Source organism: Vibrio sp. 10N.247.310.17, from assembly GCF_041466605.1.
GTDB lineage: Bacteria > Pseudomonadota > Gammaproteobacteria > Enterobacterales > Vibrionaceae > Vibrio > Vibrio tasmaniensis_A.
On the sequence record NZ_JBFSTC010000032.1, the window covers coordinates 1 to 20,257 of the forward strand.

The window sequence follows — 20,257 nt, forward strand, 5'->3', positions numbered from 1 at the left end:
GCTCGGAAGGATCCTTCAACCGATCACTTTGGCTTTAACTGATCGGCATTAGGCAATCTGGAGCGTTTTTTGGTTTGTACTTGCATTTTTGTTTGCTGGTTCTATTTACTTATTCTGGGACATTTATGCACCAAATAGTGACTACACAGCGCAAAAAGCAACCGTGTCATTCATTACGGGTTACTTGCTAGAAAAATCACTCAGTGTAGACAACCTATTTGTTTTCGCGATGATCTTTGCTCAATACCAAGTTCCTGAGCATCTAAGACCACGTGCGCTTCTTTGGGGCGTAATTGGTGCATTGGTACTTCGTGCAATTATGATCGCACTAGGCGCACAGCTGTTGGCTGAATACCACTGGGTGCTTTACGTGTTTGCTGCGTTCTTGATTGGTACTGGTATTAAACTGGCGTTAGACAAGGGCGAAGAGGAAAGCGTGAATACACTGCCTGAAAAGCTACTTCGTAAAGTGATGCCGGTAACCGAAGATTTCCATGGCCCTGCATTAATGGTTAAACAGGGTGCTAAATGGGCATTCACTCCAATGATGTTGGTGATCGGTGCGATTGCAGTTATGGATGTGATGTTTGCATTGGATTCTATTCCTGCGATCTTTGCGGTAACACAAGAACCTTTCTTAGTACTTGCTGCAAACGTATTTGCGTTACTTGGTCTCCGTTCTTTGTACTTTGTACTGCAAGGCATGATGGATAAGTTCATTTATTTGAAGCCTGCACTGGCATTCATCATGGTCTTCATTGGTGTAAAAATGCTACTGGTTGATAGCGAATGGGCCATCCCGACGTATTGGTCGTTGGCGGTGCTGATTTCTACCATGACGATTGCGGTTATAGCGTCGATTTATGCGAAGAAGCCAGACATTGAACAAGTGAATTAGAAACAAATATAACTTATCGAAAAGTTTATAATCGGTACGTGGTCGATGAAGTGGAAAATTTATTTATGTAAAATTTCTGTGACATTGGCCACTGTTGTTTGAGGGTTATTTGTACTAAATGCATGATTTAGGCACTGTTGTGAATTTTTACTCATCAAGCGTGAATATGTATTTCAAGGTGTTGTTAATGGTTTGTTTTATTAGAAAAACTAATCTGAATTTATAATTTTAGTCATTTTTTAACCTGCAAAAGATCACCTATTATTCTTGTCATCAGAACGAACCACATAAACAAATTTATAGAGAGGCAATCATGGCTCAAGCAATGCAAATGAATACTATCGCTGTTCCTAACTCTATGGATAAGAAGACCTACTCGGTTAACATCAAAGGATTGATTGCACACATTTTCGATATTCTTTTCGTAGACAACTCTCCACGTAGCTACTACGCAAGCGACCTATCTGGTCACATGCAACGCGATATCGGTATCAACCGTTAATCTCTGCGTTAACATGTAAAAATATAGAATTTAAAAAACGCCAGCTTCTGAAGCTGGCGTTTTTGTATCTGAAAGAAGCTGTGTATCTAAAACAAGCTGTCTACCTGAAATAAACTACACATCTGAATAACCCCAGCATCTGAAATAAACTCAGCACCTGAAAGAAAAATCTAGGCATAACGGTCTGTATTTGAGCGCCAGTAAATTCGCTTTGTACAAGGATCTCGGTATGTCACACGCCACACGCAATTCATCATTGATTAAACTTTGTTTACTTGCCTTGCCAATCGGCGCCTATTCCTCTGCGTCGTTTGCACAAACGTGGAGTAACGAAGGCCAGCCTGCTCAGGTTATTGAGCTGTTTACCTCTGAAGGTTGTTCTAGTTGTCCGCCTGCTGACACGTACCTTAGTACTTTTGCAGATCATCCAAAACTTTGGACCGAGGTCATACCGCTTGCTTATCACGTAGACTACTGGGACTACTTAGGCTGGGGAGACAAGTTCGCCAGCAAGGCATTCAGTCAGAAGCAGCGTTTATACAAAGCTTATGGGGTAACAAGTGGCGTCTATACACCGGGCTTCGTTGTCGATGGAAAAGAGTGGCGTGGTTACTTTAATTGGCTAGACAGAGCGTTGCCTTCGCTCCAACAACAAACTAATCCCAAATTAACAGTGAACCATAAAGGCGATACGTTCAGCGTGAGTTACGAAGGCAAAGGGGATTATGTCGCTCATATTGCCTTGTTGGCGATGAACGAAGTCACCAGCGTTAAAGGGGGCGAGAACAGAGGTAAGAAACTTGATCACGATTTTGTCGTGGTTTACGACGGCTATCAACTTGGTGAGTCTGATTGGCAATTCAATATCGATTTCTCTCCTTTAGTCGCCACGCCAGATGCAGTAGCCGTTTGGTTAACCGAACCTAACTCGTATACACCGGAACAAACGGTAGCAGGATGGCTGAATTAAACTTGCGATAACTTGATACTGGATGTGTTGTAGTGGGGGCTCATTGCTAAAACACGAGAGAAAGGGGCGATTTAGTTACGTAATACTGCTGAAATACGTTAATATAGCGCGCTATTATTTTAGCTTTGAGTTCCTGCAATTAATGACTAACACCACAACACCAACCAACTTCTCTGATCTTGGCTTAATCTCTCCTTTGATGGCTCGTCTTACCGAGCTTGAATACCAACAGCCAACGCCTATCCAAGCGCAAGTTATTCCAAGTGTGTTAGCAGGACGCGACCTAATTGCAGGCGCAAATACAGGTTCAGGTAAAACTGCAGCATTTGCACTTCCACTGTTACAAAAGATCCATGAAGATGCACCTTTAGACCGCCGTTCGGGCAAAGGTAACTATGTTTCTGGCCTTATCTTGGTTCCTACACGTGAGCTTGCTAAGCAAGTTGCCGATAGCGTTAAGTCTTACGCAGTACATTTCAACGGTGCAATCAAAACGGTTTGTGTATTCGGTGGTGTATCGGTGAACATTCAGATGCAAGCGTTACGTGGCGGCACAGACATCTTGGTGGCAACACCGGGTCGTTTGCTTGATCTGATCTCAAGCAACGCTATCAAACTCGATAAAGTAAAAACGTTAGTGCTTGATGAAGCTGACCGAATGTTGAGCCTTGGCTTTACAGAAGAACTTGATGCACTCTTGAAGCTATTGCCGAGCAAGAAGCAAACCTTGTTGTTCTCTGCGACTTTCCCTGAGCAAGTTAAAACGCTGACTCACGAATTACTGAACGACCCAATTGAAGTCCAACTTCAAAGTGCCAATGCGAGCACGCTAGTTCAGCGAGTATTCGAAGTCGAAAAAGGCCGTAAGACAGCTTTGTTAGCGCACCTGATTCAACAACACGAATGGCGCCAAGCTCTTATCTTCGTGAATGCGAAGAACAGCTGTGAACATTTGGCTGATAAGCTTTACAAGCGCGGTATCATTGCTGAAGTATTCCACGGTGATAAAGGTCAGGGTTCACGTACTCGTATCCTAGAAGATTTTAAATCTGGCGAGATTGACGTTCTGATCGCGACAGACATCGCAGCTCGTGGTCTGGATATTGAAAAGCTTCCTGTAGTGATCAACTTTGACTTACCACGTAGTCCATCAGACTACATGCACCGTATTGGCCGAAGCGGTCGTGCAGGTGAGGTTGGCTTAGCATTATCTTTGATCGATCACGAAGACTACCATCACTTCACAATCATCGAGAAGAAGAACAAAATTCGTCTTGAGCGTGAGCAAATCGAAGGCTTTGAAGTGGATGAAGAAGCAACCGCTGCACTTGTTGCTGCATTAAAACCAGTTGCGCCACCGGCTGGTACAGGCAAGAAGAAAAAGAAGAAAGCACCTAAAAACCAAGATGTTTGGTTGAGAAATAACTGATATTGAGTCAGTAAAAATAGAATTTCTAAAGGCGCTTAATTGCGCCTTTTTTATTTTTAGCCCTAAGTTTAGCAAATCCGCGTAACGAGATTAAACGACACTCTTGACTCTAAAGAGGTCAGTAAATAATTTGCCGATCATCAAAATGACGAGCAGTGTGGTTAGCATCAGTAATGGTGTTTGAATCTGATAAACCGGTGTTAGATTAAGCGCGCCAGACGTCAGTACGACCAGCAGGTTAATGCCAAGTATTCGGTGCACCATCAGTTTAGGCGTTGCGAACACTTTCCATATCACCATGCTATTAATGAAATAGAACAGTGCTAATTGCCACAACTCAGTCATCATCGGCATGATAAAGATGTATTGAAGTAAAATAACGGTACCAGTGCCTATCACCCCGAAAAACGCATCTTTGATAACACTTGGTGGCATCGTCGGTAACATGGAAGAAAATACGCCTGCAATCATCGGAAAAATAAAACCGCCCGGCACAGGTAGATATATCCAAACCAGTAGCGACGTGACGAACATCGAGACTCCTTGTAAGACTTTTCTCCCATCTTCATCCAGGTGTTGAACAAAGGTACGGTGCTCATGGTGCCAAGAAACGTTTTTCTTCTCACTCTTCACAAACGGCACATCATCAATCAATGACAAGTGTGGCGCCATTAACTCTAGTTTTTCCAGTTTTTCTGTGAGAATTGGCCAATCAATAGGTTGAGTAAGTTCATCCGAGGCGAGTTCAAGCAGACGATCTTGAATATGAGCAATTTCACGGACACGTAAACGCCACGCTTGGATATTTTGCTTTAGGTGATAACTGCCAGTGAGCGGTAAATCCAACAGTTGATAAAGCTTTTTAATATTAGCGGTATTGGACTCTAAGGCTTCTATATCAAGGTTATTGGTATCGCTCATTGCTGTTATCAGCGTTTCTCTGCTTGTTTCAAATCGTTGTTCGAAGTTTTGTTCAGTGTTTACCGGCCAGATTAGACGATAAACAATCGAGAAGGTGATAACGCCTAGCAAAGTTTCTTGTATTCGTAGCACCGCAAAATAGAATGTAATTTGGTTATCGAATCCCCCCATACAAGAGATGATGGAACAGACAGCAAAGCCTATAGAAAAGACATAACCGTACTTTTCATCACTCGACATGAAGATGCATGTACCGAGAAATAAAGTGAAAAACATCAAAAACAGAAAGCGGTCTTGCGAAAACATCGCAATCAAGAAAAAGGCATAACCCGTCCCTAACAAGGTTCCCATTAATCGGTTATGGCCTTTGTTTATTGAATGGGCAAAACTCTCGTTCAATGCCATGACAGCAACCGCAATTGCCGCCCAATAGGGTTTTTCCCACTGAAACCACAACGCAAGGCAGATAGAGATAACAATCGCGAGAGAAGCCTTAATTGCTTCTTTGGTCGATGCACTGAACATAAATGCCATCCAACTATTTGATTATTTTGATTGAAGCTGTCATGCCGACACGAAGTTGCAAGTCTTCAGGCACGTTATCGAGTACTACTTTAATTGGTATACGCTGAGCGAGGCGAATCCATTGAAAATTTGGGTTCACGTTGGGAAGAAGGTCTTTACCAGTACTGCCATCTTGTGTCGCAATGCCAAAGCCAATGCTTTTAATATGGCCTTTTAATTGAACATCATTGTGCGTCATGAGCGTGACGATAGCTTTGTCGTTTGGTGCAACGTTCACAAGATCAGTTTCTTTGAAATAGCCTTCGATCCAGAAACTGTCTTCATCGATCAGCGCAACTACCGGTGTATTAGCGACGACTTGAGAGCCTTCTCGTAGGTTTAAGTTCGTGATGAAGCCATTCGTTGGAGCGTAAACCTTGGTGTATTTGAGATTTAAATGTGCCTCTTCAACATTGGCCTTTGCTAGTGCAACGTTAGCTGCATTTGTCTCAACCGCGTTGTTCAGGTTATTCAAGGTCAGCACTGGCAGCGCGCCAGGCGTTCTTTTTTCTAAGTTCAACGCGCGTTGCTCTTCGTTTTTAGCTTTTGCTAAGAGCGCGCGAGCCTGTTTCTGTGTCGCGAGTGCTTTATTGTAGGCCGCTTGATAAATACTTGGGTCGATCTCAAACAGTAGATCCCCTTTAACTACCTGTGAGTTGTCTTCAATATGGACTTTAGTTACTTGCCCGGTGACTCGAGGGGTAATAGAAACTATGTAAGCGCTGACCTGACCATCTCGAGTCCAGGGATTACTCGAATAAGATTGGTAATAGCTATAAACCACAGAGCTTGCGGCAACGACCAGTAGTAGCGTGATGAGATAACGTTTAATCAAGGTGAATTCCTCAGAAGATGGTAATGAATTGACCGATAACGCCGACGAAAATCACGATTAGGCTTAATTCGGCAATTGCAGGAAAAGCGACATATTTATGTAGCCCAAGTTTTGTCGCGATTGAGCCAGTCAATATCGTCAATACATAAGCTAACGCGATAACCAATAGCAAAGGAGGGAAGTAGATCTCACCCCACACGAGTTCATGTGGCATTGTGTTCATGGGTCTGTCTCTATCGTTTTAAGAAGGTAACGATAAAGGAAATGCGGTGATGTTAATAATCGTATATAGAGGATCAGATCCATCAAATACAGACAGGTTTAGGTATATACTAGGAAGGATAGGCAGCAAAGGTACAAATCAGTATTCACGTTTGTTCAGTCTTTTTATCATTATTAATTCTGATGCAGTAGACATTTTTCTATCTCGTATGCATGACCAAGAAAGTAAGTACATTAAAATGAACTTTAGTATTGAACAACTTCTCGCGTTTGTGACTGTCTATGAACAGCGGTCATTTAGCAAGGCGGCGGTAAAGCTTAACAAGCACAGAACGACCGTGGGTCAGGTGATTACAAACTTGGAAGATCACCTTGCAGTGAATCTTTTTGAAAGGGTCGGGCGCTCTGTTGAACCAACGGAGGACGGGCACCTCCTTTATCACTATGCAAAACAGACGATTGAGCAAGCTCGTACTTTTGACAAAGTGGCGTTGAGCCTCTCTTATGGTGGGTTAGAGAAAATAACAATCGCGTATTCTAGTTTCGTTCCACAACGTGTTTTGGTAGATATACGAAAACGACTTAAGCACGATTTCCCAATGATGCGAGTGAACTTTCTGGTTAGGAATAAGAACGAAATTAAACAAGGAATACAAAGTGGGGAATATCACTTTGGACTTGTGAATGCTCACAATAGCCGAGCGATGCATAGTTTTGATTCTACTTTCCTTGGGCATTTTGAGTTCTATCCATTCGGACAAAAAGGGGGAGAACTCTCACATATCGATAAAGACGAAGTATTAGTCGCACTTAGGAACTCTAAACAGTTCGTATTGAAGTCTCTGATTGACGAAGGTATGTCTGAAAAGATTATCGTGAGCTCTGACTATGAAGAGATCGATCAGCTTTCGTTAATGATCAAAATGCTTGAAGAGGGTTTTGGATGGGCACTTCTTCCTAAGGCTTTTTTTACCGACTCTGAGTTTTCAAAACATTCAATTGAGCCCATTCATTCTGCGCAAATGGTGGAAGGATTCAAATTTGGATTCGCTTTGTGGTGCCCGCACTCGAAGCAAGTCAGTGGTATCAAAGGCTCTTTGGTGTCTGTTATTAAAGAGTACCGCGAGCAACTTATTGATAGTTTTAAGTCGTGAAAATTTGAGATATTAAAAAGGCGCTAATTATTCATTAGCGCCTTTGAGATTTTGTTCAGCTAAGAGAAGAATTACTTCTTACGGCAGAACTCAGCGATTACGTACATTGATTGACCGCCGTTTGTTTTACCAGAAACAAGCTTAGGGTCGTCACCAACGCTGATGCCACGGATAACAGTACCTTGCTTAATCACTTGGTTAGTCCCTTTGATTGGCAGGTCTTTGATTACTGTTACGTCGTCACCTTTCTTAAGTTCAACGCCGTTCACATCAAGAGGCTTATCATCAGCAGACATGCCGATTTGTGCCCAAACTGATGTTTCTTCTTCAAGGTACATCATGTCTAGTGCGTCTTGAGCCCAGCTTTCAGTGTTAAGACGAGTAAGTTGACGCCATGCTGTTACTTGAACTGGTGCCTCTTGACTCCACATGCTGTCGCTTAGGCAGCGCCAGTGGTTGATATCTTTAGGCTCGTCAATCTCACCAAGGCACTTGTCACATACCATGATGCCGTGATCCACTGTTACGTGGCTGTGTGGCGGTACTGCGTACGCAGTAAGAGAAGTATCAGAACCACATAGTTCACATTTAGATTGGCAGCGTTCTAGCATAGTAGCTTCAGAAGACATAATGGACTCACATTTATTAGGTATTAATTACGGGGCTATTATCCACTTTATTTACAATAAAGAAAGAGGTCGTACGGTATTCTGTCTTGATTAATTTTAGCCGAGATCAACCATTTGTGTTTTAACGTTTTATGCAAACGGTTAACTAGGGATGTTTGGTTGGTGGTAGAAACAAAAATGCCAGCGGTTAGGCTGGCATTTGTTTAGTTGCAACTATTCTTATTCCAAGAAAGAAGCAGTAATAGATGCTGAAGTTAACGCGTTGTCGATCAAGAAGTCTACAGCTTGTGTCTGCATGCTTACATGATGACCTGCGTCCAAAGGTGTTGGTGTAGTGGTATCTTGCGGTATTACAAACGTACTGTGTGCAGCAACATCACTGAACTTAACAAAGTCCTTCGCACCGTCAGGGCTCGTATTGCTCGAATCAACGAACTTTAGGCCAAGCTTAGTTGCTAACGGTGTCGTTCCTGCGAACGGAGCGTTTGCCACAGTGTTTGGTACTGTATCATCACCTTGTACTTGCCCCATATAAATAGGCAGAACAGGTGAGCCAGAAGCAACTAGATAAGCAGCATTGGTAAATGGATCCACAGTATCTAACACAGTTTGTGCAGCGTAAGCGAACTGTTGGAAAGCGGCTGTCATAGTTGCTTTCTGTGCAGCGGTCGCGTTTGCTTCAAACGTTGTGTAACACTGTTTGCTAGAGAGGCTTCCACAGTTCGCGGTTGCGAAACCTGCGTATTCAGTTGAAGCGCTCAACGCAACGCTGTGCTTAACTTGAGGGCCAAACTCTGTAGAACCCAGTAGAAGGTTAGATATCTGACCGCCTGAGTTTTCTATCGCTGCTGAACTGAATGAGTAAAGCGAATTAGCTGCGACACTACCGAGAGTACGGTTTGAGGCTGCAACTGCTGTTGTTCCAACAATACCACCTAGCGAGTGGCCTAAGAACTTCACTTGTGAGCCAGTAGTTAGATTAAATGCCTTCAATGGAGACGTTGTGAGTGCCCCAGCTTTTAATGAAACGGCTAAAGATGCGCGTAAGCCCATAACATCAAGCGCACTTTGACGCACGTTATCGCGAGCGACGGGTAAGTTCGCCAAGTTCAGATAAGCTAACACGTCAGCGTTTGCCGAACGAGTATCATCTAAACTACGTGTACCGTGGAGCGGTAAGTCAATCGCCAATACAGCTACACCTGCTTTTGCAAGGTTGTAAGCGAAAGCATAAGCGTTTTCTTTCGCTGAGGTGATACCGTGTTGGTAGATCACAACATTAGTAGGATCAGAACCATTTGGCGTAAACAGTAAGAGTTCGACGTCTTCTAATGATTTAACTTGAGGAACAGGTGAGTATTTGGTGATGACTCGCTCGCTATCAAGTGCTGAACCATCTTTAAGAGTCAAATTTAAACCAATGAGTTTAAGCTGCTCTGTTTGACTTGTCGCTAATATACTTGCATCAATACCAGCAGCAATAAGCTGAGCGGCCATGTTCGCCTTTTCTGCACTATTACTTAGAGCATTTGAAACCTTAGCTAGGCTAGGCATAGCGGATTCAAACGGCTGAGTATTCCATTTGCTGCTGCTTGTTTCTAAGTAGTGAGGTAACTTAACCGACCCTTGACTTACATTGACATCTGCACTTGATGCATCGTACATCGCCCCAATAGCAAATTTGGCTTTAGCAATCTTAGTCGAGTCGCCGCCACCAATGTATTTATCAAAATCAGTGTCATTTGCTAATGCTGTTTTGAATGTGACTGCAGGAAGAAACGACATAGTGTACGCGGCTTTTAGGTCAACCGAATTAGGGTTTGCACTGCCTTTCCATACACCGTTTAGGTTCGCAGAAGCCAACCCAGTCGCTGTTGCTGCTTTTGTTGCGAAAAGGGAACCGCCAACCGATTCGGTGGTAAACCACGTCGAGTAGATGATGTCTTTGCTATCAAGGCTAACTTTGCCAGCGGCATTTGCCCCTGCAAAGATTTGCTCTACACCCTGAGTTACTTTTTGTGCCTGAGCTAAGCTGCCGTCAGTATACGTTACTGAACTTGATTTCAGAGCCGCATAGCTTGACGACATACCTACCGGGTCGCCATTAACATCGTTCAGTTCATTCGACAGTGCCAACACGTATTCGCTTGAAGCATCGAGTGAATCTTTAAATACAATAGTAAAGGCATCCGTTGCAGCGCTAGATAACACATTAAAGTGCGTACCTAGAGTCAACACGCCTGTAACCGTTGGTGGTGTTGTGGATGTGAGTGAACTGCTAAGTTTTAGAATGTAAACGCCGCCGGTCGCGACACCGTCGGCAAGACCGGTACCTTCGAAATTCATAACGATTGGCATCGAAGTAGACCAGCCATCCATTGTGTTCATTGCCGCAATTGGATTCGTTAACGAATCTTTACCACCCGTTGGTAACCCGAGAGTGCCATCCGTCGTGTCCATCAGAGCAAAGCTTGGCAGTGGAACCGCTTTGTTCGCACCACTTAGATGAAACTTAATACTCGTTGTGCGAGCCAGTGAATCTTGAATGTACTGCTCATATTTAACGGCAGTTGAGGCACCTGAACTCGAAGAGTCATCACCACAACCAGCAAGAAACATCGCCGAAGCAAGCAGCGAAACACTAAATAACTTTTTCATGTTTGAATTCCGTTTAGTTAAAGGTGTAGTTCAATTGAATTGCAGATAGGTAAGCTACTGCATCACCTGAAAACTCAAGCTTTTGACCCAGTTCGTTAGTTTCCGTGAAATCACCATCTTTACTTTGTACAAGTGCAAAACCAGCATCAATAGAAAGATCTGGGCTGTATTGGTAAGTCAAGCCAGTGCTGTACCAGTAACGATCGCTATCTGGGATACTTAACGTTGCTTGACCAGCTTGCTCGTCATAGGCAAGACCCGCCCTTAGTGTCCACTCTTGATTCAACTGATAAGTCGCACCCAACGAGTAGCGGTTGTTATCCTCGTAGTGTTCTGTCTTTTTAAAACACACACCATCTTTACAATCTGGACTGGTGGCTTTAAGTTCTTTAAAACTGCTCCAACCCGTTTGTTGCCAACCGTAGTGGATAGCCCACTGATCGGTCAGTTGGTGGAAAGCCGATATTTCAATAATTGAAGGTAAGGTAATTTTTAAGCGGCCAGTCGTTGCAGTTGCGCTACCTTGTACGATTCCACCGGTGTAATCTTTGAAATCACCATCGTCAAAATCAAGGTCAACTTCCGAACGATAAGCGATAGAAAATCGATTGTTTTCATTCAATTCATATAAGCCACCCACATTCCAACCAAATGCGAATGTTTCGCCAGTCATACTGATTAACTTCGTCGACGAAGGATCACCAGTAACATTTGAAATAGCACCTTGGTGTCGGTTGAGTTCAGCTTCTGCATAAACAAGGTTTACGCCAGCACCAATGCTGAATTGGTCGTCGATTCTATACGCTACGTTTGGGTTTAAATTGACAGACATTAGTGATGTATCACCAGCTAGATCACCCGCGTAGATATCATCTGGGTAATCGGTAGCAACACCGTAGTTGGAAAACATACCAATGCCCCAAGCCCATTGCTCATTGATTGGGCTAATGTAGTAAGCACCAGGTACAATCTGAAGGGGAGCGACGTCTTTAGATGTCTGACTTTGCCCGCCAGAACCTGGAACATTGTTTTGAGTAATGTCTACTTCTGGATCAACGACAGAAACCGCGCCTGAAAATTGGGCTGTATCAAATAGGGTCATTGCAGCGGGGTTTCTCGCAAGTACACTCGCGTTGTCGGCAACTGCACCTTCACCTGAAAATGCGCGTCCAAGGCCTGAGGCTGAATGCTCAGCAACTTGGAAACCAGCCGCAAGTGAATTACATGCAAATAGCACAGAAAGCGAAACGAGAGAGCGTTGTATTGTTTTCATCCTTGACCCTCCTAGGGCATCAAATCTCATTCTTATTGTTGAAAACACACTGAGCATTCTTATTTGTGATGCTCCAATGTAAATGACATGTTAAATTTATGTTTCATGTAAAGTCAAAGAATGAGTTATCATTTTGTGAAGTTATAATTTTACGGGGCGGGACTTTAACATTTATAATATGCATACAATCAATGGTTTATTCGTGGTTGGAGGTGTGACCAGAATGTTTATGCGCATTATCGGAATAAATAGTGTTCAATTGCTTAAATATGTAACAACTTCGTTTGTGTTTACCGTTAATCGCTAAATCGGCATAATACGGTTTCATTTACGATGGCATTAAATTGGAATTTAAGTTTGGAATTACTCGCGATAGAGTTTCTTGGAAAACCGCTTCGTTTAGAAGGTTCAATGGCTGGTTGGCAACAGCTGTTCTGGGATAATACACTTGTGTCTCAACTGGATGCGACCTCAGAGCAAGATAATGCTCGAACTCACTCATTCAAGTTGCAATCTGGCGAGGATACGTTGCAGTGTCACGTCGAAGCGTCAGTTCAATGGCAGCCATTTGAGATGTGCTACAAAGCCTCCGTCAATGGTCAAACGATTGCCGAAGGTAACCGAGACACTAAAGACATCGAGCAACAAACTCCCGTTGTAGCACCTAAACCTGAGAAGCGTTTTAGCTTAATTGGATTAGTGTCGCTTGGTATGAAAGCATTAAAAAGTGCCAAGCTAATCAAAGTCGTACTTGCCTCAGCGAGCTTGGCTGCGTATTCATGGCTGTTTTCAATTCAATTTGCTTTAGCTCTAATCGCTTGCCTTATGTTCCATGAATACGGCCATATTAGAGCGATGAAATACTTTGGCATGAAGACCAAAGGCATCTATTTGATACCGTTCCTTGGTGGTTTAGCGTTATCCGATGAGAAGATCAATACGCGCTGGCAAGATGTAGTTATCTCAATCATGGGGCCATTGTTCGGATTGATATTGTCTTTGGTGTTTACCGTGTTGTACTGGATCACTGGCGAGATGTTCTTTGCTGGGCTTGCAGTATTCAACGCGCTATTGAACTTGTTTAATCTATTGCCAATTTTGCCTCTCGATGGCGGACATGTACTGAAAAGTATCAGTTTCTCAATGAACAGCGTGCTTGGTATTGTATTGTGTATCTCAGCCGCTGTTGCTGGTGTGGTACTGAGTTATCAGTTGAATCTGACCTTGTTTGGTTTCTTATTGATTATGGGTAGTGTGGAAATACTTTTCGAATGGAAAGGGCGTCACCATAGTCACTTGTTGCCATTAGACAAATACGGTCAAGTCGTGTCGTTTGTTTGGTATGTGGGTTTAGTGAGTAGTTTGATTGGTGTTATCTGGTATTTTGCATCTACTGGTGATCAGCTATTAAGCCTACCATTGCAAATTCTTGGTACTTAACAAGAATCAAAACAAAAAATGCCCTAGCCAATATGGATAGGGCATTTTTGTATTCGAAGTTTAGCGTCTAGACAAATGTAAAATTACGCTTTGCAATTTGGTCTTGGAGAACCCGATTGGGGAAGCGTTTTGATCGTCGCTTGCAGATCTTTGATACGCGTACTGTGCGAAGGGTGTGTAGAAAGCAGTTCTGGGGGCTGATTACCACCCGATGCCTTCGCCATGTTTTGCCACAGGTCGACACTTTGGTTAGGATCAAATCCAGCTCTAGCCATATACTCTAGGCCAACAACATCGGCTTCAGACTCTTGAGTTCGTCCATACGGTAGAATAACGCCGTACTGAACGCCTAAACCTAAAGCAGCCATCGTCATACCTTGATATTGGCTGTATTCTGATGCGCCTAATGCGATGCTAGTAACCGATAAACCAGTGTTAGCGATTTGAGACTGAGATAGGCGCTCGTTACTGTGGTCTGCTAAAACGTGCGCCACTTCGTGCCCGATAACTGTCGCGAGTTGGTCTTGATTAACCGCTACCTTAAGCAACCCGGTATATACGCCAATTTTTCCGCCTGGTAGGGCGAATGCGTTTACTTGGTCACTGTCAAAGACAACAACTTCCCATTCACTAAAACCTTGTTTAGGAATGTATTGCGTGATGCTGTTTGCAACGCACTGTACATAAGCGTTCGTTTTTGCATCTTTGCTGATGGGTTGTTCTTTCTTCATTTGTTCAAAAGACTGTGCTCCAAGCTGAGACATATCTTTATCTGAAAAAAGCAGTAATTGGTTTCTGCCTGTTGGGGAAGCGCTGCATGCACTTAGCCCAGCGAGTGTAAGAAGCGAGGCAAACTTCATCCATGACGTCATACAATATCCTCTGTGTATTCGGTTTTTATGCATGTTAACATCAACTTGTGTAATAGCTAGTAGCAGTAAGATAACTATTTCGGTAATAATCCCAGCAGTAATGCTAACGTTATCGGTTTTATCAACCAATTAACGATGATAAAACTGCACACGCGATAACAAAGCCAATAATTAAGGAACCTACATGAGTATTTGGAAAAAGCCCGTTGACCTAGAGATCTTCAACGCGACCTCAAAAAATACCTTAATTGAACACCTCAATATTGTATACACCGAGGTCAACGACAACTCTTTGGTGGCAACCATGCCGGTTTGTCATTTTACCCACCAACCTTTAGGTATGCTCCATGGCGGCGCATCGGTTGTGTTAGCAGAAACGCTTGGCTCATTGGCTGCTAATTTTTGCGTTCCAGAAGGCTACTATTGCGTTGGGCTAGATATCAACGCAAACCACGTTAGATCAATGCGCGATGGCCATGTTGTCGGTACTGCTGAGCCTATTCACTTAGGTGTGTCTACCCAAGTATGGCAGATAAACATCACTGATGAGCGTCAACGCTTAGTCTGTACAAGTCGTTTAACTATTGCCGTGAAGAAACATAAGCGATAATAGGCTAAGCATTAGTTAGCTGTGTTTGTATTTATAAGAAGTAAGCTGTATTTAAAAATAGCCTGAGAAATCCATGGTCATAACGTTTAAAAGTGGGAAAATCATCGCAACCGCACATGAGCTTGTCGTTCGTTTGGATGGTGAGCACAGAGTAACGCTACAAGCTCAAGTTGATGCAATCCAACTGATAGGAAAAGGGGCAAATGTCATTTCAGCCAATGGTTCTGAATGCAAGTGGTCGATTAAATTAGACAACGAACAGCAGCTTCGAGATATTGCCAATGAAATCGGCTGCGATGTGATGTAATCGTATACTGCAAAAGTACTTAGACCTTCTATTTGAATCAAATCTTAGGACACCATACCTAATAAATCGCAAGAAAATCACATCAGTAAGATTGATTTTAAGTCTTAAAATAGGGAAACTGAATTCAATGTCCTTTGAATAAGTTTTCCTCTTTATGAGCAGCCCAAGACTTCGCGTGCAATTTGAAACCCTGTTTGAATACTTCGATGGTAAAGATTCTGATGTTCAGCTCGACGACATCACGGATGTGCTTTGTTGTACCCGTCGTAATGCCCGGATGGTACTCAATAAGCTTGAAGAAGAAGGATGGGTTGAGTGGTTACCTGCGGCTGGGCGAGGCAAGTTATCTCAACTTATTTTTAAGCAGAATCGTTGCGATGTCAGTGAAAACTTAGCAAGACGCTACTTACAAGAAGGTAAAATTGGACAAGCGCTGTCAGTGCTTGATCACAATGCAGCCAAGCTGACTCAAGTTATTCAAAATTACTTGGGTGTGCAATACCAGGAAGGTGAGCAGGTTATTCGTTTGCCTTATTACCGACCGCTTTCTATGCTTAACCCGACAAAGTCGATGCGACGATCTGAGCAGCATATTACCTGTCAGGTATTCAGTGGGTTAACACGTTTGGATGAGAACGATCAATTACAGCCCGATCTTGCTCATTCATGGCAAAAAATCAGCGATTATCAATGGCGATTCTTCTTGAGACCCGGAGTCCGTTTTCATAACGGAGAGCCTTTGTTAACTAATCATGTTGTGGATACGCTGCTAGCACTCGAACCTCTCAATATGTTCTCACATATAAAAGACGTCTCTTCTCCGGCAAACTGTGTGGTTGATGTCTTTTTAACGCGACCAGATAAACACTTCCCACTCGCTCTGACTGAATCTGTTGCCAAAGTCACCTTACCGATGATTTTACGTGGTGAAGACTACGATATTCGACCGATTGGTACTGGCCCTTATCGCATTGAAAAGAACGATGAGAAGCAACTCGTGCTAACGGCTTTTAACGGATATTTTGGTTTTAGGCCATTGATTGATCGTGTTGAGGTTTGGGTTGTTGATGAGGCTTACTCTTCAATGGTTTACCCAAGTCTTTCTAAGCCTGTAATGGCGGATCGCGGCGATAGCGACGAAGTCGAACTTGATCCCGGCTGTACCTATCTACTGTTGAATCGGAAAAAGGGCATCGCACAAGATCCTGCATGGGCGCAATTTTTATCTAATACTTTGAATGCGGCCGATCTGTTTGTACACATTCCGAAAGAAACTGTTATCGATTTGGGAGTGTTACACGCTTATGGGATAAAGCCCGGTTGGTATGACATCAAGTTGAACACGCCGGTTTGTCCACCAGCGAATGCGAAACCAACCATTAGATTGGCTTACCAATGCCAACACCCAATGTTTCCAACACTTGCGAAGGCTATTGTTACAGTGTTGAAGCAATATGACGTCGACGTTGAACTTTATGGTTACGAAACCGATCCTCCACACGCCGATAATGTCGATATTTGGATTAATCCAATGGGTATCGCTAACAATAGAGATGACGCGTTAGCGGGCTGGTTGATGGATTACAGCTTTCTCGATGAATCTAGCCCGGCAGAAGACTTCGATCAATGGTGTCACATGATCGATCGTTGGCGCTCGGGCGAATTCGAGCAATTCCCAGCAAGACAGTTAGGTAAACAATTGGTGCAAAGCAATCAATTGATTCCAATGTTCCACTGTTGGTTAGGCGTTAACAAAGATCAATGCGGTACGCTGCAGAACGCAAAGTGTAATGCACTCGGTTGGTTCGACTTTAGCCAAGTTTGGGTAAAACCGGACGTTGACTAAGACCAGAGATAACTTGATTAGGACAACACGATGCAAACGGTGATGATCACATTTATAACGCTGGTGGCGTTTGCTGCCAATTCAGTGTTGTGTCGTTGGGCTTTGATGGATCAAACCATTGATCCTTTGAGTTTCTCGATCGTTCGTATCATATCGGGTGCCCTTACACTTCTGATTTTATTAACTTTGTCTTCCCACTCTAAGTCTAGAGAGGAGCTAGTAAACAACGACAAGTCGGTAGAGACAAAGCTCAAATTACCGTTTCAATTCGCATCAATATTGTCACTCCTCGTTTATATGTTTGGTTTCTCGTTTGCTTACTTAGAGCTTGGTGCAGGTCTCGGTGCTTTGGTTCTGTTTGTCGCGGTTCAATTTACGATGATTGCCGCACACCTGTTAGCTGGCAATAGAATGTCATTGTTAGAGTGGTGTGGTTGTTTGTTGTCAGTTTCTGGGCTCGTTTACTTACTCATGCCGACGGATTCGACAAGTTCGCCCGATATAACCTCCGTCATATTGATGGCTCTGGCTGGAGTAGGTTGGGGGATTTATACACTTGCGGGTAAGAAATCCACGAACGCGTTGCAATCCACTACTGCCAACTTTGCATTTAGCTCGTTAGTGATCCTTGTGTTAGTAAGCCTGTTACTTGTCATCCCTAATGTGGCATCGCAAATATCCATCACAGAACAAGGCTTGATTTACGCAATATTGTCGGGCTCAGTGGCTTCTGGTGTGGGTTATAGTTTGTGGTATTACGTGGTGAAAAAACTGGATACAGTGGTCGCATCCATTGCACAGCTTTCTGTTCCCGTTATCGCGACACTTGGTGGCGTTTTGTTGTTATCTGAACCTGTTACTATGCAATTTATTATCTCATCGACTGTTATCTTACTTGGAATAAGCTTGGTTCTTGTCGCACCTAAACTTAAGAAATAAAGGGTTCAATCATTAACTTCTATGGCTAAACCAAACAAAAAACAACCGACTAAAACGGTCCAGATATTCTGCGCTAAATGTAAGACACAACTTTTCAAGTATCGAAAAGGCGGCAAAGGGGCGCTCGTAAAGTGTTTTAAGGAACGGATCGTTGAAGATTTCACAAAAGACCCTTGTGTGTGCCCTGAATGCGGAATTGAATTTGCGCGAGATACTTTGGTTCGAGGTACGCCTGCCTACAAGTTTGTGGGTGGCAAGGTAACTATGAAGTAGTTGAGAAGAATAAATGCCGCAGCACATCATGCGTGTGGCATTTCACATTGTTTTTTATATTCAGAAGAAAGGTTAGCGCTTAATGAGCTCTAACTCGTCCTTGAAGTTGCAACAGTAATAGCGAGACAATGGCACCCGTTGTATCACACAGCATGTCTTTCTGTGCATCCCAAATATCACCTTGTGAGCCAAGGAACGCGATACCTTCATCACCACCTGCAATCTCTGCATACCACCATTCTATAATCTCGTAGCCAGCTGCTACACTCATGATTGCAAATAGGGCAAAGAAGCAGGCTAGTATCGGCTGAGCCAATTTCTTACGAATCAAATACTCTGCGAGTGGATAGGCATAAAGACCAATGGAGAAATGGGCTACTCGGTCAAAGTTATTGCGCTCAGAGCCAATAAGGTTATTGAACCAGTCAAATGGCACTTCTGCGAAGGTATATTTTGCGCCTATCGTGTGCAAAATAAGCCAGATAAACATCAGAGCATAAGCAGTCTTAGAAAAGGTGAGCTTGGTGGATAACCACCATATTCCGATAAGAATACCGAGAGCAGGGACGATCTCAGCGATCCAAACGGCTCTTGAAGATGGCGCAAAGGCTGAAAAGAGAAAGATAACAAGATAGACAGCAGTTAGTGAGAGTAGAGGTCTATTTTGAGCAAGTGGCGTAATTGTCATCATCAGATCCTTTATAAGTTTTATGTATAGTTACATAATAATGAACGGTGTTCAATTGAGATCTAATCACCAGATTTGTTGAAAAGTAGTGTTATCGCCCAGTATCTAGACAAACGGTTGTTAGAGTTTCACAAAAGTTTGATTTACAACAAAGCGAGCCTTAAAATCGTTGCATTACTACATAACAAGAAAGAAAAGTCATGAAACTGGAAACTGTCGATTACCTTGCTGACGACGCAGCAGAACAATTTGTTCGATCTCTACGTGAAACGGGTTTTGGTGTTCTTAAGAATCACCCCATCCCAAAAGAGCTTGTTGAGTCAATTTACGAGAACTGGTACCAATTCTTCATTTCTGAAGAGAAAGAGAACTTCCACTTCAATGTTGAAACACAAGATGGATATTTTCCACCTTCAGTTTCTGAAGTTGCTAAGGGCCACACTGTAAAAGACATCAAAGAATACTTTCACGTATACCCTTGGGGTCAGATTCCTGAACAGTTAAAAGAACAGATTCTAGATTACTACCAACGTGCTAATGCTTTTGCTCAAGAACTATTAGGTTGGGTTGAAGCACATGCGCCTCAAGAAGTACAAGAGAAGTTCTCAATCGCGCTTTCTGAAATGATTAATGGCAGCGAACAAACACTGCTTCGCGTCCTTCATTACCCACCAATGCAAGGCGATGAAGAGCCAGGTGCTATCCGCGCAGCCGCTCACGAAGACATCAACTTACTGACTGTTCTTCCTGCAGCAAATGAGCCGGGCCTTCAAGTTAAAGCTCAGAATGACGAGTGGTTAGATGTTCCATGTGACTTCGGTAATATGATCATAAACATTGGTGACATGCTTCAAGAAGCATCAGGTGGTTACTTCCCATCGACAACTCACCGTGTAATTAATCCATCAGGTGAACGCCAAGAGAAATCTCGTATCTCTTTGCCACTATTCCTTCACCCAAAACCGGAAGTTGTACTGTCTGAGAAGTACACCGCAAATGAATACCTAATGGAACGTCTAAGAGAGCTTGGTGTTATCTAATTAACTAGTTCCTTGTCCTAAAATTGGTATAGATATCAGAGGTCAGCAAAATTGCTGGCCTTTTTTTGTTATTCCAAAGAGCTAAACCAATCATAGTCAATTACTGGTCACCTTAGCTGCGTAATTTTGATGGATAACGGGCTTTTGAGCCAAGCAATTGAATCGGGTGTTCCATTAAGCTCGACAA

19 protein-coding genes and 1 pseudogene are annotated in these 20,257 nt (G+C 43.2%); 12 read left to right on the forward strand and 8 right to left on the reverse strand.

The features are described 5' to 3' along the window. Nucleotides 1-55 precede the first annotated feature (55 nt). The 4 genes and pseudogenes from AB6D80_RS11100 to AB6D80_RS11115 form a co-directional block, all read left to right on the forward strand. Nucleotides 56-898, forward strand: a pseudogene (locus AB6D80_RS11100) (TerC/Alx family metal homeostasis membrane protein); the annotation flags it as partial. Between the two features lie 313 nt (nt 899-1,211). Further along, on the forward strand, nt 1,212-1,400 hold the full coding sequence (locus tag AB6D80_RS11105) for a hypothetical protein (RefSeq protein WP_017079198.1): 189 nt from the start codon (nt 1,212-1,214) through the stop codon (nt 1,398-1,400). A 229-nt stretch (nt 1,401-1,629) separates the two neighbouring features. Beyond that, nucleotides 1,630-2,370 (forward strand): DUF1223 domain-containing protein, encoded by a 741-nt coding sequence (locus tag AB6D80_RS11110; RefSeq protein WP_372188516.1) that lies wholly within the window; start codon nt 1,630-1,632, stop codon nt 2,368-2,370. Between the two features lie 142 nt (nt 2,371-2,512). Then, a complete protein-coding gene (locus AB6D80_RS11115; protein ID WP_372188518.1) occupies nt 2,513-3,799 on the forward strand; it encodes a DEAD/DEAH box helicase in 1,287 nt (428 codons plus the stop codon). Nucleotides 3,800-3,889: 90 nt separating this feature from the next. On the opposite strand, the gene AB6D80_RS11120 is transcribed toward AB6D80_RS11115, so the two are convergent. The 3 genes from AB6D80_RS11120 to AB6D80_RS11130 are packed head-to-tail and all read right to left on the reverse strand — an operon-like array spanning nt 3,890 to nt 6,342. Further along, nucleotides 3,890-5,245, reverse strand: coding sequence for an FUSC family protein (locus AB6D80_RS11120; protein ID WP_017102150.1), 1,356 nt, complete (start codon nt 5,243-5,245; stop codon nt 3,890-3,892). Between the two features lie 13 nt (nt 5,246-5,258). Further along, nucleotides 5,259-6,119, reverse strand: coding sequence for an HlyD family secretion protein (locus AB6D80_RS11125; RefSeq protein ID WP_372188519.1), 861 nt, complete (start codon nt 6,117-6,119; stop codon nt 5,259-5,261). A 10-nt stretch (nt 6,120-6,129) separates the two neighbouring features. Further along, nucleotides 6,130-6,342, reverse strand: coding sequence for a DUF1656 domain-containing protein (locus AB6D80_RS11130; RefSeq protein ID WP_004730923.1), 213 nt, complete (start codon nt 6,340-6,342; stop codon nt 6,130-6,132). Between the two features lie 238 nt (nt 6,343-6,580). Between AB6D80_RS11130 and AB6D80_RS11135 the strand changes: the two genes are divergently transcribed. Further along, entirely contained in the window at nt 6,581-7,495 is a 915-nt protein-coding gene (locus tag AB6D80_RS11135) for a LysR family transcriptional regulator (protein WP_032555132.1), read from the forward strand. A 71-nt stretch (nt 7,496-7,566) separates the two neighbouring features. Here the strand turns inward: AB6D80_RS11135 and AB6D80_RS11140 are convergent, their stop codons facing one another. The 3 genes from AB6D80_RS11140 to AB6D80_RS11150 all read right to left on the reverse strand — a co-directional run bounded on the left by AB6D80_RS11140 (nt 7,567) and on the right by AB6D80_RS11150 (nt 12,055). Further along, nucleotides 7,567-8,124 (reverse strand): PhnA domain-containing protein, encoded by a 558-nt coding sequence (locus AB6D80_RS11140; RefSeq protein ID WP_372188521.1) that lies wholly within the window; start codon nt 8,122-8,124, stop codon nt 7,567-7,569. A 219-nt stretch (nt 8,125-8,343) separates the two neighbouring features. Continuing rightward, complete coding sequence (locus AB6D80_RS11145) at nt 8,344-10,782, reverse strand: VolA/Pla-1 family phospholipase (protein ID WP_372188522.1); 2,439 nt, start codon at nt 10,780-10,782, stop codon at nt 8,344-8,346. Between the two features lie 13 nt (nt 10,783-10,795). After that, on the reverse strand, nt 10,796-12,055 hold the full coding sequence (locus AB6D80_RS11150; RefSeq protein ID WP_012600660.1) for an outer membrane protein transport protein: 1,260 nt from the start codon (nt 12,053-12,055) through the stop codon (nt 10,796-10,798). A 357-nt stretch (nt 12,056-12,412) separates the two neighbouring features. Here AB6D80_RS11150 and AB6D80_RS11155 point away from each other — a divergent pair, with 357 nt between their 5' ends. Further along, the gene (locus tag AB6D80_RS11155) at nt 12,413-13,495 is read left to right on the forward strand and encodes a site-2 protease family protein (RefSeq protein ID WP_372188524.1); all 1,083 of its coding nucleotides are present in this window, start codon (nt 12,413-12,415) and stop codon (nt 13,493-13,495) included. 83 nt (nt 13,496-13,578) lie between these two features. Here AB6D80_RS11155 and AB6D80_RS11160 read toward each other — a convergent pair whose 3' ends face one another. Beyond that, on the reverse strand, nt 13,579-14,367 hold the full coding sequence (locus tag AB6D80_RS11160; RefSeq protein ID WP_012600658.1) for a M48 family metallopeptidase: 789 nt from the start codon (nt 14,365-14,367) through the stop codon (nt 13,579-13,581). Nucleotides 14,368-14,551: 184 nt separating this feature from the next. Between AB6D80_RS11160 and AB6D80_RS11165 the strand changes: the two genes are divergently transcribed. The 5 genes from AB6D80_RS11165 to AB6D80_RS11185 all read left to right on the forward strand — a co-directional run bounded on the left by AB6D80_RS11165 (nt 14,552) and on the right by AB6D80_RS11185 (nt 18,342). Next, nucleotides 14,552-14,977 (forward strand): hotdog fold thioesterase, encoded by a 426-nt coding sequence (locus tag AB6D80_RS11165; protein ID WP_009845321.1) that lies wholly within the window; start codon nt 14,552-14,554, stop codon nt 14,975-14,977. A gap of 73 nt (nt 14,978-15,050) precedes the next feature. Next, complete coding sequence (locus tag AB6D80_RS11170) at nt 15,051-15,284, forward strand: DUF3389 domain-containing protein (protein ID WP_009845322.1); 234 nt, start codon at nt 15,051-15,053, stop codon at nt 15,282-15,284. Between the two features lie 154 nt (nt 15,285-15,438). Further along, nucleotides 15,439-17,130 (forward strand): SgrR family transcriptional regulator, encoded by a 1,692-nt coding sequence (locus AB6D80_RS11175; RefSeq protein WP_012600656.1) that lies wholly within the window; start codon nt 15,439-15,441, stop codon nt 17,128-17,130. A gap of 30 nt (nt 17,131-17,160) precedes the next feature. Next, nucleotides 17,161-18,069, forward strand: a complete 909-nt coding sequence (locus AB6D80_RS11180; protein ID WP_372188526.1) for a DMT family transporter — start codon at nt 17,161-17,163, stop codon at nt 18,067-18,069. 21 nt (nt 18,070-18,090) lie between these two features. Next, nucleotides 18,091-18,342 (forward strand): hypothetical protein, encoded by a 252-nt coding sequence (locus AB6D80_RS11185; protein WP_009845325.1) that lies wholly within the window; start codon nt 18,091-18,093, stop codon nt 18,340-18,342. A gap of 79 nt (nt 18,343-18,421) precedes the next feature. On the opposite strand, the gene AB6D80_RS11190 is transcribed toward AB6D80_RS11185, so the two are convergent. Continuing rightward, nucleotides 18,422-19,030 (reverse strand): DUF2238 domain-containing protein, encoded by a 609-nt coding sequence (locus AB6D80_RS11190; RefSeq protein ID WP_122047331.1) that lies wholly within the window; start codon nt 19,028-19,030, stop codon nt 18,422-18,424. Nucleotides 19,031-19,230: 200 nt separating this feature from the next. Here AB6D80_RS11190 and AB6D80_RS11195 point away from each other — a divergent pair, with 200 nt between their 5' ends. Beyond that, a complete protein-coding gene (locus tag AB6D80_RS11195; RefSeq protein ID WP_009845327.1) occupies nt 19,231-20,070 on the forward strand; it encodes an isopenicillin N synthase family oxygenase in 840 nt (279 codons plus the stop codon). The last annotated feature ends 187 nt before the right edge of the window (nt 20,071-20,257 follow it).